Annotated in this window: 11 protein-coding genes and 1 tRNA gene; 10 read left to right on the plus strand and 2 right to left on the minus strand. The window is 39.3% G+C overall.

Going from position 1 to position 14,583, the window contains the following annotated elements:
• Positions 1 to 30 precede the first annotated feature (30 nt).
• From NSCAC_RS06835 to NSCAC_RS06860, 6 genes are all read left to right on the plus strand, one after another.
• Positions 31 to 660, plus strand: a complete 630-nt coding sequence (locus NSCAC_RS06835; protein ID WP_197744078.1) for a thiol:disulfide interchange protein DsbA/DsbL — start codon at positions 31 to 33, stop codon at positions 658 to 660.
• A 75-nt stretch (positions 661 to 735) separates the two neighbouring features.
• Positions 736 to 824 (plus strand) — tRNA-Ser (locus tag NSCAC_RS06840).
• A gap of 51 nt (positions 825 to 875) precedes the next feature.
• On the plus strand, positions 876 to 2,048 hold the full coding sequence (locus tag NSCAC_RS06845) for an SIR2 family protein (protein WP_197744079.1): 1,173 nt from the start codon (positions 876 to 878) through the stop codon (positions 2,046 to 2,048).
• A gap of 97 nt (positions 2,049 to 2,145) precedes the next feature.
• Positions 2,146 to 4,755, plus strand: coding sequence for a hypothetical protein (locus NSCAC_RS06850; RefSeq protein ID WP_197744080.1), 2,610 nt, complete (start codon positions 2,146 to 2,148; stop codon positions 4,753 to 4,755).
• 436 nt (positions 4,756 to 5,191) lie between these two features.
• Complete coding sequence (kdsB, locus tag NSCAC_RS06855; RefSeq protein ID WP_197744081.1) at positions 5,192 to 5,953, plus strand: 3-deoxy-manno-octulosonate cytidylyltransferase; 762 nt, start codon at positions 5,192 to 5,194, stop codon at positions 5,951 to 5,953.
• 171 nt (positions 5,954 to 6,124) lie between these two features.
• Complete coding sequence (locus NSCAC_RS06860; protein WP_197744082.1) at positions 6,125 to 6,679, plus strand: low molecular weight protein-tyrosine-phosphatase; 555 nt, start codon at positions 6,125 to 6,127, stop codon at positions 6,677 to 6,679.
• Positions 6,680 to 6,963: 284 nt separating this feature from the next.
• Here NSCAC_RS06860 and NSCAC_RS06865 read toward each other — a convergent pair whose 3' ends face one another.
• On the minus strand, positions 6,964 to 9,081 hold the full coding sequence (locus tag NSCAC_RS06865) for an Rne/Rng family ribonuclease (protein WP_197744083.1): 2,118 nt from the start codon (positions 9,079 to 9,081) through the stop codon (positions 6,964 to 6,966).
• A gap of 538 nt (positions 9,082 to 9,619) precedes the next feature.
• On the opposite strand from NSCAC_RS06865, the gene NSCAC_RS06870 reads away from it, so the two are divergent.
• The 3 genes from NSCAC_RS06870 to NSCAC_RS06880 are packed head-to-tail and all read left to right on the plus strand — an operon-like array spanning position 9,620 to position 12,502.
• Positions 9,620 to 10,558 (plus strand): RluA family pseudouridine synthase, encoded by a 939-nt coding sequence (locus NSCAC_RS06870; protein WP_197744084.1) that lies wholly within the window; start codon positions 9,620 to 9,622, stop codon positions 10,556 to 10,558.
• A gap of 38 nt (positions 10,559 to 10,596) precedes the next feature.
• Positions 10,597 to 11,580, plus strand: a complete 984-nt coding sequence (gene sppA / locus NSCAC_RS06875) for a signal peptide peptidase SppA (protein WP_197744085.1) — start codon at positions 10,597 to 10,599, stop codon at positions 11,578 to 11,580.
• Between the two features lie 7 nt (positions 11,581 to 11,587).
• Positions 11,588 to 12,502: a methyltransferase domain-containing protein gene (locus NSCAC_RS06880; RefSeq protein ID WP_197744086.1), complete on the plus strand. Its 915-nt coding sequence runs from the start codon at positions 11,588 to 11,590 to the stop codon at positions 12,500 to 12,502.
• 22 nt (positions 12,503 to 12,524) lie between these two features.
• On the opposite strand, the gene NSCAC_RS06885 is transcribed toward NSCAC_RS06880, so the two are convergent.
• Positions 12,525 to 13,790: a 6-phosphofructokinase gene (locus tag NSCAC_RS06885; RefSeq protein ID WP_197744087.1), complete on the minus strand. Its 1,266-nt coding sequence runs from the start codon at positions 13,788 to 13,790 to the stop codon at positions 12,525 to 12,527.
• A gap of 137 nt (positions 13,791 to 13,927) precedes the next feature.
• On the opposite strand from NSCAC_RS06885, the gene NSCAC_RS06890 reads away from it, so the two are divergent.
• The gene (locus tag NSCAC_RS06890; RefSeq protein WP_197744088.1) at positions 13,928 to 14,578 is read left to right on the plus strand and encodes an adenylate kinase; all 651 of its coding nucleotides are present in this window, start codon (positions 13,928 to 13,930) and stop codon (positions 14,576 to 14,578) included.
• Positions 14,579 to 14,583 lie beyond the last annotated feature (5 nt).

Raw genomic sequence — 14,583 nt, forward strand, 5'->3', positions numbered from 1 at the left:
TTATTGGTTATTTTAGGCTAAGAAATAAAAATGCTTCGACTTATTTCGCAAATACTATTTATTTGTTCTTTATTATTTACAGCATCTTTTACACTTGCTGAAGGAAATGCACCTTATACAGAAGGAAAAAACTATAAGGTAATTAATCCTCCTTTATCTGTTTCCCAAACTGAAAAACCAGAAATCATTGAGTTTTTTTGGTATGGCTGTCCTCACTGCTATAACTTTGATCCATTTTTAGAAAAATGGATTAAAGATAAAGGAGAGAGTATTGTCTTTGATCGGGTACCTGCTGTATTTAGAGATTCATGGGCACCGGGTGCTCAAGATTACTACACCATGAAAGCTATGGGAATTTTCGATAAAATCCATCGAGCTTTATTTGATGAAATCCATATCAAGAAAAATCCTTTAAATACCAAAAAAGCATTTATTAACTTTCTAGGATCTCAAGGAATTGATAAGGAAGAAGCAGCTTCTACGTTTGATTCTTTTGCAGTACAAGGAAAAGTACAGCAGGCAGTTACAATGACGAAAGCATCAGGGATTACTGGGGTACCTGCCTTAATTATTAATGGCAAGTACAGTATTGATGCTGGACTTGCTGGGAATTTCGAAGGAATGCTTGATATAGCAGATTATTTACTTTCTAAAAAGTAAATAGCTACAATAAGCATGACATGAGTACTTAAGGCTAGGTTAATTTCTAGCCTTTTTTTTCAATCCAATTAAACTGGAGAGGTACCGAAGCGGTCATAACGGCACCGACTCGAAATCGGCTGGGGCTTTTGCCCACGCGGGTTCGAACCCCGCCCTCTCCGCCACCCTAAGAGGGCATACCGATACCACCAGCAAAATCAACACCTACCGATCGTGTGATCTCGCTTGGAAATGATTTGCCAAAAGTGCCAGAGAGGCTATTATTGGCACATGCGCGCGGCCAAGCTCTGTTTATCGTTGGTGCTGGTGTATCCATGTCTGCCGGTCTTCCGAGCTTTGCAGAGCTCGTTATCGATGTCTATGCTGAACTCGACCCTCTTGTCCATTCCATTATCTCTGCTATCCACGATAACCCCGAAAAAAACCTCGACGAACTCGTTAGGCACGAAGGTCTAACAAGTCAACAGATTGCCGAAGTTAACAGGTTCAAGCAGAAGAACTACGACGTTGTGCTCGGTATGCTCGAGCGCAGAATTGACAACGCACTCACTATGACTAGCCGCGTCAGAACTACCATCACAGATGTGTTTCGCAGCAAGAGCACCAAGCCTGCAAGAATCCATAAGGCGTTGATGCGTCTCGCAGACCGGGGTGGCGCCACGGCTATTGTTACCACCAACTTCGATCTTCTTCTCCAAGCAGCTGCTGGCCAAAAGCAAAGGCTGCAGACATACTCGCTCGGAAATACTCCTCGACCAAGCAGAAGTAGAGAGTTCGCTGGCATTTTCCACATTCATGGAGCGCTCGACCGAGACCCAGAAAGAATCTCTGATTTTATTGTTACGGATCAGGACTTCGGCGAGTTCTACATGCATCGACGCTCGGTGCCCGATTTCATCTATGACGCTACAAGACTGTTCCACATTGTGCTGATCGGCTATAGCGCTGATGATCCGCCAATGCGTTATCTGCTTAATGCAATAGCGGCTGATGAAACTCGTTTCGATGATGTCAAAGAACGATTCTCTTTCGTAGGAACATCGGAGCGTGACCGTGCTGTGCTGGCCGAGGACTGGAAAGGACGCGGCATAACGCCTATCCTTTATGACAATGACAGTCAAAATAAACATCAAGCGCTGCTTGATTTGCTTGAACGCTGGGCAGAGTTGTCGGCGGTGAACGGCAACCGCCGAAAGGTTGACGCCGAAATCAAGCGTATCGTGAAGTCGGCGAGATTCACTGCAGCTGAGTCCGATCGCGATCTGTTCGACCACTTAATACGTCGAGGGAGTACGGATGAGCGCGCAAGACTCTCAAAACTTGCATCGAAAGCTAAAGCGGACATGGCATGGCTTGATGCCATTATCGCCATTGTGCTGGAACACTAGAATGAAGTGAGACGTCCAGATGAAAATTAACTGGCTCCTTTTCAATGACAAAGATCGCGCTGCAGTCCGCATAATAATAGCTTTTCTAAAGGGTCGAATGGCAGAACAACAGACAATCGACTGGGCACTGGTAACAAAGCCTCACGAGATTATCAAGCGCAGCGCAATTCTAGAATCCCTCCGAGAGACGAACAAGCTCAAGGATCCTTGGTACTCTGCGTGGCGGCTAATTGAGGAAAGCTGGGATGATGAGCTACCTCAATGCTCATCGATCGATACTCGCCAGATTCAGCACCGTATAACCAATGGAGAACGGTCTGGCTCTCTGCTCTCATCAATTATCTCTCTTGTCAGGCCTAGGCTAGTATTATCCAGTGCTCAATTGACTTTGTCGACGGCCGCAGGTTCAAAGCGCCCTCGCTGGATTAAAGCCCCCCTTTATCCCTCGATCAGCAGCTGCAATCTAGCTAAACTTGACGTCTATCGTCTCGATAGCATTAAGGAAATCGATTTTCTTGTCGATCTGGCGACGAGATTGGAGTGTGCCATGAACAACGGCCTCAGCTTAGAGTGCCGCTTGAGACGGGAGGATGTCCGGCAATTTGATCAGCTGTACTACGTCCAATACTTGAAGCAGAACGAGAATGAATATAACTGGGATGTGGACAAGTCTCACCAAGGAATCGCCCCGTCCGTAAAGCTCCTCAATGCGGTGGTGAGAAGGATTGCCGAACTGGACGTATCCCAGGCTAGGGCGTTTGTTTCTCGTTGGAAGCAGACACCTACACCGGTGCATCTGCGTCTCTGGGCCTCTCTCTCGCAGTGCTCTGTGCTCACGCCTGCAGACGAACTCTCTGAGATACTGCCCGTCTTGGAGGATCGACCGTTCTGGAAGATCTGTGCGTACCCAGAAATTGCTATACTACGCTCGCTTCGCTTCAACGATATCACGGACGATGCGCAGCAGAAGGTGATTGCTCGCCTCAAGAAAGGACCGCCCCGCAGTTTATGGCTCAGAAAGGCAGAGTGCGATCGCGTCAAGGATGCTCAGCAATACTTTGCTATGCGTGAGCTATATCGGATCAAATTCGCTGGAGGAAAGCTCCCACATTCTGTCTTAGTATGGTTGACCGAGTATCTAGGTCCATACCATAATGATCTACAGAACATGGACTCCATCTACTTCGACTTCCGCTTCTTCACCGTATCAAGTCAGGTAACGCAACCAGATGACCAATTCAGTGTTCTGTACGGCGAGAAACGCTTACGAGCGCTCGAGGACGCTCTGGTCTCACCCCGTAAGAGCTGGAACGATCCCTACGGCGACGCAGCTAATTGGATCCGCAGCGAGGATCACGCCACTGAGATACTGACTGCTCTTGAAGCATCTCGCTATGGCGGTGCTGAGTATCCGAACCTATGGGATCACTTCGGCCAGTCTCATTCTGCGCCGAGCTGCGAGGATGCAGAAACACCGAAGTACCAAAAAGTTGGTAATCGAGTTCTGGCCCTGTTGGAGCAACTACCAATTGACACGATCAGGCAGGCAATACAGGGAATTACTCACTGGATGTTATCTTGGAAGCAGGTCATTATGCACTCATCATCGCTGTTAGCGGTGTGGGGCAAACTATGGTCAGCTGCAGTAGCTGAGACAAACCAGACGAGCGATGAGTCAGACCAAGAGGAGCTAGCCAATCTACACACGCTCAACACAGCCGACACAGCGATAGGCAAATTGGTTGATATTTTTCTCGCGTTGCTCCCTAGAAACCGAGGGAATGAGAATCCGTTCGCAACTAACAACTCCCTGTGTAGCATGCGCGATGCGATTATCTCTGCCGATGGCAAGTCCGAGCTGATTGGAAAGTACTGCCTCATCAAAGAACTACCGTACTTTCTTAAAGCAGATAAGAAATGGTCACAACAGAATCTGATCGCACCCTTGGTCTCAAACGATGTGCATTACCTAGCACTTTGGCATGCTATTTCTCAATGTGGATACCAATGCGGGTATAGGCAGTTTACCGGTGTACTGCAGGAGATCGGCAATCATTTTGCTGATCGTGTGGTTGATTCTCACCTCGACCGAGAGATAAAAGACTTCCTCCTGTCCATTCTCGTGCTCGATTCCTTATATGCATTCCTAGAAGAACGGAAGCCAGTCGTTGCGAACACGAAGATTCAGCAAGCACTGCGGAATGTGGACGACGAGGTGCGCGCTACCGCCGCACAGACGGTGCAAGATTTCCTGAGGAGCCGTATACTCAGTGATTCCGAAACCAAACTGTGGAATACTGAAGAATTGTTCCAGCTATCGGTCAAACCGTTCCTCAGCAAAGTCTGGCCGCAGGAGTGTTCACTGGCTACACCCGGAGTCAGTAGGGCATTTGCCAAGCTACCAGCTTCGGCAGGCAAGGATTTCGTGCAAGCAGTCGATGCGATCATGCGCTTCATGGTGCCTTTCGATTGCTGGTATATACATGACTTCGGATTCGACGAGATAAACGGTTCAAAACTAGAGTCAATCGACACGCTAGAAAAGGCAGTCGCACTTCTACAGCTGCTGAACGTCAGCATCGGCACGCTCGAAGAATCGGTAATACCGGATCTGGCGGAAGGGTTGAAGCAGATCCAGACAGTCTCTCCTCAACTTATTCAGGATCCAATCTTCCGACGCTTAGCAACCGTCGCGCGCCGTCGTTAGAATATAGTTACACACGTCGGAGGCTGCTCATTTTTTCCAGCTGGAACGGCGCAATTTTGGGCGGCCCTGATACCTTGATAGCAGCCATCTTCGACCATGAAGGGATAAGGGATTAAGAGATATGAGCAGATGCCGAAAAGCTCTCGTGCTTGCAGGTGTAGTGCTAGATAGTTGACACTTCTTGGTAGTGATTATGAAGGGTATAAAAATCTAGCTGCTTGAATAGGTCGTTATTATCTTGAAAATGAATCAAATTATTGAGATTACGAGTATTAGTTAGTGCTTTATTTAAGATAATGATCTTGAATTTGGCTAATTTGCTGGCTAAAAATTTCCTTATTTAAGTAAGTGCTTAAATATGTAGTAATATTTTTTCTTATTTTATATTTAGCTATTTAATTTATTATAAGTAGTTTTTGGTTTCTCTAAAAATTCTATGTTCTATAAAGTCATTATTCCTGCTCGTTATAATTCAAGTCGTTTACCCGGTAAATTATTATTAGATTTAGGCGGCAAACCTATCTTAAGCCATGTCATAGAAAATGCAAAAAAAAGTAATGCCGATGAAGTGCTAGTGGCTACCGATGATCTACGAATTGCAGAGGTAGCTAAGAAACATAATATTGATGTATGTATGACCTCAAGCAGTCATAATTCAGGTACTGATCGAATTGCAGAGGTAGTTTCCCAACAAATGTATCCTGATGAAACCATTATTGTCAATGTACAAGGGGATGAACCATTTCTCCCCTTTCAGCTCATTGATCAAGTTGCTACAGATTTAGCACAACACCCTAGTGCAGATGTTTCTACTCTCTCTTCAGAGATAAACAATGACAAAAACTTATTTGATCCCCATGTGGTTAAAGTAGTGTGTAATGCTAAAAATTATGCCTTATATTTCAGCCGAGCACCCATTCCTTGGGATCGAGAAAATTTTCCTGATAAAAAGGATAATTTATCTAAGATCTATCATCGCCATATTGGGCTTTATGCGTATCGTTCACAATTTTTGTCCAACTACATTCAATTTTCCCCATGCTCTTTAGAGAAAATTGAATGTTTAGAGCAACTTAGAATCTTATATTATGGAGGCTCTATTCATGTAACACCTGCTATTATTACCCATGCTCCTGGAATTGATACTTTTTCTGATTTAGAGCGAGCAAAAGAATCTCTTAAGCATTTATTTTTTTAACCCACCCTGTTAGGCATGATCCTTGCAGTATATAATATAGTTTAGAAAAGAATTATAGCTATCTTACCTAAACTACACGCTTAATGCCTATGAGTACGCTAACCACTGGCTAAAGCAAAATATTAATCAAATAGTTTAGCGTGACAATTTTTTACTTTAGGGTGATAAATTATGGCTATAGGAAATTGGGTTAGACATAGAAAATCAAGCACTAAAGCTACATCATCTGAACACAGAATAAATGTGCTTTTTGTGTGTACTGCTAATGTATGCCGCTCTCCAATGGCAGAAGGAATATTTAAGCAACTGGTAGCACAGCATAATTTAAGCCATTTTATTTTTACTGACTCAGCGGGTACTAGTAGTGGCTTAGGGATGCCTCCTGATCCACGGGCAAGAGCATGCTGCCAGAATAACGGAATCTCTATTGAACATAGCAGATCTAGGCAGGTACAAAAGTTAGATTATTCATCTTTTGATTATATTATTGCTATGGATAAGAAGAATAAAATTCTTCTACAAAAATCTGCTCTTGATAAGAGTATATTAAGTAAAATTCACCTATTTCTGGATTTTTCGCACGACATTAATAGGAAGGGAAAAGATATACCTGATCCTTATTATTCTCCTGCTAAAGAATTTGAGAATATATTCAATCTTGTTGAAGAAGCCAGTGTAGGATTACTTCAGGAGATTTGTCGGCAGCATAATTATATAGCCGCTTGAAATAGGGAGAAATTTTTTACCCTTCTTTGAGAAATGGGAATAGAGTAAAGAAAATAAACTAAATAGTATAGTTCCCAATTTTTTGTTTTTGTACCTTCTTCATCTTGCTAGGCAGAAAAATAGTGATTAATACCAAAGAAAAGTGAAAAAGGAAAGAAACTTGTAAGATTAAGCTATAGCAAGAATCTAGATATACATTATAAGGAATATAAAATAAGGACCCTACTTAGAGGAGAGCTACTAAGTAGGGATAGTTTTTCAGCTTCTAAAAGGTTTAGAGCATCTTAATTTACTACAGATTCCTTTTGAATGTGTTGAAAATCTGATTCTGGGATTGCTAAATCCGTGGCTGCTTCTATCGTTTGTTGCACTATATCATTTTGGACTACCGTTTTGTTTTCTTTATGATCTTGCGAGTATTTACTTGAAGCAGCTGTTCGATGATAACGTCCTCTATATCTATTTCTATCTTGTCTTGGGCGATGATAAGGCTTAGGGGAAGAGGTATTATAATTTTCATTGGATTCGGATGGTTCTTTATTATTGCGATCTATCACTTCCTCTGATCTAGAGGAGGTACGGTATTGTTTTTTGCTATTTCTATAGTGGGATTTAGATTTATTCTGATGCTCATTTATATTTACTCTATTTTCTCCTAAATCCTCATGGTTAAATACTTTCCAAAAATGAATTAAAAACTCAGGCTGGGTTTTTAATGGAGCAGGCTTGAGCTTAAAAGGTAGGATATTGCTTTCTAAATCTTCTTTGGGTATCTTTGGAACGATTTCTGTAAGGACAGTTTCTTCTTTAGATTCAGAAGTATTTTTAGTAATCTCTACGTTTATAGGATCTTCTTTAACCGTATCAAATGAAAATCCATAATCCTTCATATCAAGAGAAGTATTAATTTTTTCTTTTTTCTTTTCTTCTTTTTCCTCGCTTTTAAATTTTTCAGACTCAAAAATAGGTGCCTCAATTCGAGAGTTTGGAATAAGAGATAGCTCTGTACCGTATCGCTTTTCAATTGCAGCTAAGAGAGTACGTTTTTTATTAAGCAAAAAAGAGGCAATAGGAACAGGTAATTGTATTTTAATAGAGATTAGTTTCTCTTGAGTTACTTTTTCTTCAATATGACGCAATATAGATAGAGCGAAGGATTCTGTTCCTCGAATATACCCCTTACCTTCACAGTTAGAACATGGTGTTTGATAGGTATCCCCTAGAGAGGGACGTAATCGTTGTCGAGACATTTCTAGAATACCAAATCTGGAAATACGACCCACTTGTATCCTTGCTCGATCTTCTCGTAAGCATTTTTTTAGTTGATGTTCCACCGATCTTTGGTGATGTACCATTGCCATATCGATAAAATCAATAACAATTAACCCTCCTAAATCTCGGATTCTCAATTGTCGTGCGATTTCTTCAGCTGCCTCTAAGTTTGTTGAAAGTGCTGTTGCTTGAATATCCTCCCCTTTATTAGCTCGGGCAGAATTCACATCAATTGCTGTTAATGCCTCTGTATAATCAATAACAATAGCACCCCCTGAAGATAAATGAACTTCTCGTTCAAAGGCTGATTCCACTTGATTTTCGATATCGAAGCGAGTAAATAGAGAAATTTTATCTTGATAAAGTTTTAATTTATGTACTTCATCAGGAATAACTTGGCACATAAAGTCATAGGCACGCTGGTAAATACTAGGGGTATCAATCAGTATCTCATCTACATCTAAATGTAAGTGATCTCGTAAAGCACGGATAATTACATCACTCTCTTGATAGATAAGAAAGGGGGTTTTTTTTCCTTCTGCGGTTGTTTTAATTATCTGCCAGAGATGAGTTAAATAATTAAAATCTCGTTGTAGCTCTTTTTCATTTTTGTTTGCTGCTGCTGTTCTGGCGATCAGCCCTATCCCCTCAGGAACATCTAGTGTATTTAAGGCAGATAAAAGACTGGATCGTTCTTGCCCTTCAATTCGGCGTGAAACCCCTCCTGCTTTCGAGTTATTTGGCATTAATACTAAATATTTACCCGCAAGGCTAATAAAAGTAGAAAGTGCTGCCCCTTTATTCCCTCGCTCCTCTTTCTCTATTTGAACAATAAGTTCTTGACCTTCTTTTAATAAATCTTGAATTTTAGGATAGCTTTCCCCAGAGGAAGATTGAAAATATTCATTGGATATATCTTTTAAAGGAAGAAATCCTTGCCGATCGGTACCATAATCAACAAATACTGCCTCTAAACTAGGTTCAATTCGAGTAATTTTTCCTTTATAAATATTTCCCTTTTTTTGCCCTCGGCTTGCATTTTCAATATCTAAATCTTGCAACTTCTTACCATTTACCATGGCTACACGCAGCTCTTCCGGGTGCGTTCCGTTAATTAACATTTTTTTCATCAATAATTCCCTAAAATTATGACAGATGCTGTCTTTGCATCCTTAATAAAATAGATAAATAGAGAATTTGAGTAAGAAATAAAAATAATAAAGAGAAGATAAATTCTGAAATAGCACCTAACTGTAAAAATAAGAATCTCATTTAAAATTATTAGAAAATTCAGTAGTTATTTTTTTCCTTTATCAATAGCTTTCTCTTTATAATGCTGTAAAATCATTAACTTGAAATAAGCTAAATTTAATTAAATGTTTTCTAAAAATATGTTTTTATTAATTGATTTCGTTAAAATCTAAGCTCTATTTTTCTACTTTTCATTAAACCATTAAAAAAATCTTCTTAATTTAGTAAGTGCTCTACTCTTTAATATAGTAGGCAAATCTGTTTAGTTTAAATCTTAAAAAATTCTCATAAAAAACAGGTAAAATCCTCAAATTTATTATGGGATATGACCTGCAATTTCTCTTTTAGTTTAGACCATTATTTTATCATTAATATCCTGTAGACTATAGGATTGCCTTAATTTTATAAGAGGTAAAAATGCCTTCCGTACATATCCTAGAAATAAAAGAAGAACAAAAAAATCAAAGAATTGATAACTTCTTAATTACCTATCTTAAGGGTGTCCCTAAAAGTAGGATTTATCGATCCCTAAGAAAAGGAGAAGTGCGAGTTAATAAGTCTAGGGTAGAGAGCCATTATCGGCTTCAGTATAAAGATCAAGTAAGAATACCTCCTCTAAGGGTATCTACTCCTGATCAGAAATTAATAATTAGTCATCAGTTATCATTAAGAATACATGATAGCCTACTGCATGAAGATGATAAGCTCATTGTATTAAATAAACCTGCGGGTATCCCTGTCCATAGTGGAAGTAATATAGCGTATGGAATCATCGAAATACTACGACATTTAAGACCTAATGTTCCTTTTTTAGAATTAGTCCATAGACTCGATCGGGAAACATCCGGCTGCTTAATGATTGCAAAAACCCGGGATGTGTTACTTACTTTACAAAATATGCAAAAAAATGGATTAATACATAAATCCTATCTTGCTCTTGTAAAAGGACATTGGCAGAGAAAAAATCAGCATATCAATTTACCTTTATCAAAAAATATACTGCAATCTGGTGAGCGGATTGTTAAGGTGGATCTAGGAGGGAAACCTGCTTCTAGTCATTTCTACCCTAAAAAATACTATAATAAAGCCACTCTGATCGAAATAGCCTTAGAGACAGGTAGGACTCATCAAATCCGAGTACATTCATCTTATCTAGGTAACCCTATTGCAGGAGATCAAAAGTATGGAGATCCTGTTTTTAATAAGGAATTAAAAATATTGGGACTTCATCGATTATTTTTACACGCACGCCAAGTAGTACTTAATTTTCCTAAGAAGAAAAAACCTATAGAGATAATATCTCCCATTCCTACGGAATTAGATAATTTTTTAAAATCTTGGTGTGATGAAACATAGTGTTTACTTTTTCCAAATACCAATTTTAGAGAGGTTTCATGTCTAAAGAAAATTCTTCTATCCCTAGTACCCATCAGCAATCTCAAGGAGAGATACTAACTTGGGAGCAAAAAACACTCAAAGAGTTAGCTTTTGCTACCCTGAAAGAACAACAACGAGCTCGGCGTTGGACGATTTTCTTTAGATTATTCTACCCTACTCTTTTAATTATTTTTCTATTTTCTTACCTTTCAAGTGGCAGTGAAAGTAGCAGCTTAAAAACTTCAAAACCCCATATTGCATTGATATCGCTAGATGGAATTATCAGCTCAGGGTTACCTGCTAGTGCAGAGAGTATTAATAAAGGATTACGCACAGCTTTTACCAGTAAAGGAGTTACTGGGATAATTTTACGCATTAATAGCCCTGGAGGAAGTCCTGTTCAAGCAGGTTATATTAATGATGCAATATATCAGTTACGGGAAAAACATCCTAAAATTCCCATATATACTGTAATTACAGATATCTGTGCTTCTGGTGGATACTATATTGCGGTGGCCACTGATAAAATCTACGCAGATAAAGCGAGTATGGTCGGTTCTATCGGAGTATTGCTTAATAGCTTTGGTTTTGTAGACATCATGAATAAACTAGGAATAGAACGACGGTTATTTACTGCAGGAGATCATAAAGGGTTTTTAGATCCATTTTCTCCTACCAAAGAAGAAGAATCCAAACACCTCCAAGGAATGCTAGATAACATCCATCAACAGTTTATTAAAAAAGTCAAAGAAGGGCGTGGAGATCGGCTTAAAAATAATCCTGATTTATTCAGTGGTTTGATCTGGACTGGGGAGCAAGCTCTTGATTTAGGATTAATTGATGGATTAGGCAATAGTGAGTATGTTGCTAGGGAGTTTTTAGGCACGGAGAAAATAGTAGATTACACATCTAAACCTGATTTATTAGAGCGACTTGGTCATCAGTTTGGCACTACGCTAAGCCATGTATTATCTAACTTAGAAACAAACTATCTTCAGTAATAAATTTATGTATGATCAAGATTTAAAGCGAGATCTAATTAGGGTTACTAAAGCAATCCTGACAAATCAATTTGCACGTTGGGCACCTCGTCTTTATATAAAATATACCAAACAAACAGGTCGAGGATCTAGTGAATCTTCATCTCATGAAGTGGCATGTTATTTCCAAAATTGCTTTATAGATTATTTTAATGTTTTAGGAATATCTTCGGATGCTATCCCAGCATATCTATCAGGTAAGCATGTATTTGAGTATGGACCAGGAGATATCCCTGGAGTAGCTCTACTTATGGTTGCACATGGAGCTGAGCGTGTTACTTGTATTGATCGCTTTCCAATGCTCTCCTTTTCACCTCAAAATATTAAAATCATGAATCAGCTTATGGCTGATATGAGTGGGGAGGTATTGCAAAGAGCAAAGGATTGCTTTTTAGAAAATGGAAATCCGTCTTCCGGTTTTTCATCTCGCATCCAATATTTAGTACGTCCTAGTGGTCTTTCTGAATTACATGAAGAGGCTGATTTAATTATTTCTCGTGCTGTTTTAGAGCATACAAATAATTTATCTGCTAGTTTCACTGATATGTATCAAACCTTACGTAAAGGCGGTATAACGATACATGAGGTAGATCTAAAAAGCCATGGATTACATCGAAAAAACCCACTAGATTTCCTAACTTGGCCAAATTATCTTTGGTCATGTATGTATTCTTATAAAGGAGTTCCTAATCGATTACGCATTAATCATTATCGAGAGTGTATAGCTGCTACAAATTTTAAAACAATTCTAATTCAACCCACCTCTATTGCTAATGAGCAGGATGTAAAATCAATAAGACCATATCTTGCTAAATCATTTCAGAATATTTCAGAGGAAGATTTATCATGGCTTAGTTTTTGGGTAGTTCTTGAAAAGGTTTAACATACACATTTAATTTCACAAACTACACACTAACTATAAATAATTTATTAAGCTTTTTGGGTACAAAAATTCTCTTAAGTTGCGCATAATCTGGTAACCCATCCTTATAGGGGGGATAATCCTCTCCATAAATTAATGGTAAAAGATAAGTGCGTGCTTTTTCTGTAATACCAAATCCATCTGGAGTAATAAAGGTTAGCGGAAATTTTTTCTCAATATTAGCTACGTTTTTTAGGGGTGTTTTCCCAATCTCCCAGCGATAAGGGTTGTTAGAAGTACGGACAATAGTCGGCATAATTGCGTTTTCACCTTTTATTGCAAATTCAACTGCAGCTTTTCCTACCTCATAGGCTTGTTCCACATCCGTTTGAGATGCAATATGTCGTGCTGATCGTTGTAAGTAATCAGCAACTGCCCAGTGATATTTGTACCCTAGTTTTTCCTGTACCATATTTGCAATAACAGGGGCTAACCCCCCTAGTTGGACATGACCAAAGGAATCATGTTTACTGGTTGCTGATAAAAATTCTCCTTTATCATTGCGTACCCCTTCTGAAGCTACAATCATGCAATATCCACAGTTTTTTACGCAATCATCGATTTTCTTAAAAAATTGCTCAGGTTGAAATGGAATTTCTGGAAATAAAATAATATGAGGAGAATCTTTTGGATTTTTCTTTCCTAGCCCTCCTGCTGCTGCAATCCAACCTGCATGACGACCCATAACTTCTAAAATAAATACTTTAGTTGAAGTTAGTGCCATGGAAGCTACGTCCAACGCTGCTTCCTGTGTAGATAAAGCTACGTATTTAGCAACAGAGCCAAATCCAGGACAATTATCTGTAACTGCTAAGTCGTTATCGATAGTTTTGGGAATACCAATACAAATAATAGGATATCCTAACTGATCCCCAACCTGAGAAACTTTATAGGCGGTATCTTGAGAATCTCCCCCTCCATTATAGAAAAAATAACCAATATTATGAGCTTTAAATACCTCAATTAAGTGTTCATACTCTGCTTTATTCTCTGTTAACCCCTTGAGCTTATAGCGACAAGAACCAAACGCTCCACCAGGGGTATTGCGTAGGGCAGCAATAGTTTGATCTGATTCTTGGCTGGTATCGATAAGATCTTCGGTTAAAGCACCAATAATCCCATTATGTCCTGCATACATCTCACCGATTTGTTGTGGATATTTCCGTGCTGTTTCAATTACCCCACAGGCTGAAGCGTTAATTACTGCAGTTACACCTCCAGATTGAGCATAAAATGCGTTTTTTATCATTTATAAATCCTCCAAGCTACTGTATAAAGTAATTGACACTCTTTGTCTTCCAAGATAGCGTAGCAATAGTTTTGAAAAATTTCTAATAATTTACATAATCAATATAATTTATTTGCATTAATTGAGGTGAGCCCATAATGAGAATAGTATTACTAGGCGCCCCCGGTTCAGGAAAAGGAACTCAAGGAAAATTATTATCTGAAAAATACAATATTCCTCAAATTTCTACTGGGGATTTATTGCGGGCTGCAGTAGCTGCTAATAGTCCTTTAGGACAACAGGCTAAAGCAGCGATAAACGCTGGGGCATTAGTTTCTGATGAATTAGTAACACAAATTGTTGCTGAGCGACTTACTCAAGCTGATGCAAGAAGGGGTTATATTCTTGATGGATTTCCTAGAAACTTACCACAAGCCTATGCTTTAGATGATATTTTAAAAGAGTGGCAAGAACCATTACAAGCAGTTATTTTGCTTCATGTAGATTTGGAAATGCTGACAAAACGCCTTACTGGCAGGCGTACCTGCAAAGGCTGCGGGATGATTTATAATATCTACTATTCTCCGCCTAAACAAGAATCACACTGTGATAAGTGCCATTGCGATGAGTTGATTCAAAGAGCAGACGACAATGAAGAAACGATTAGTAATCGTTTAGAAGTATATAAAGTTGAAACAACTACGTTAATTAATTATTACACAGTACAAGATAAATTACATGAAATTGATGGAGATCAGGAAATAGAACAAATTACTCAGCAAATTATTAATATTTTAGAGACTATATAGGGTAT

Source organism: Candidatus Nitrosacidococcus tergens (genome assembly GCF_902810445.1).
Taxonomy (GTDB): domain Bacteria; phylum Pseudomonadota; class Gammaproteobacteria; order Nitrosococcales; family Nitrosococcaceae; genus Nitrosacidococcus; species Nitrosacidococcus tergens.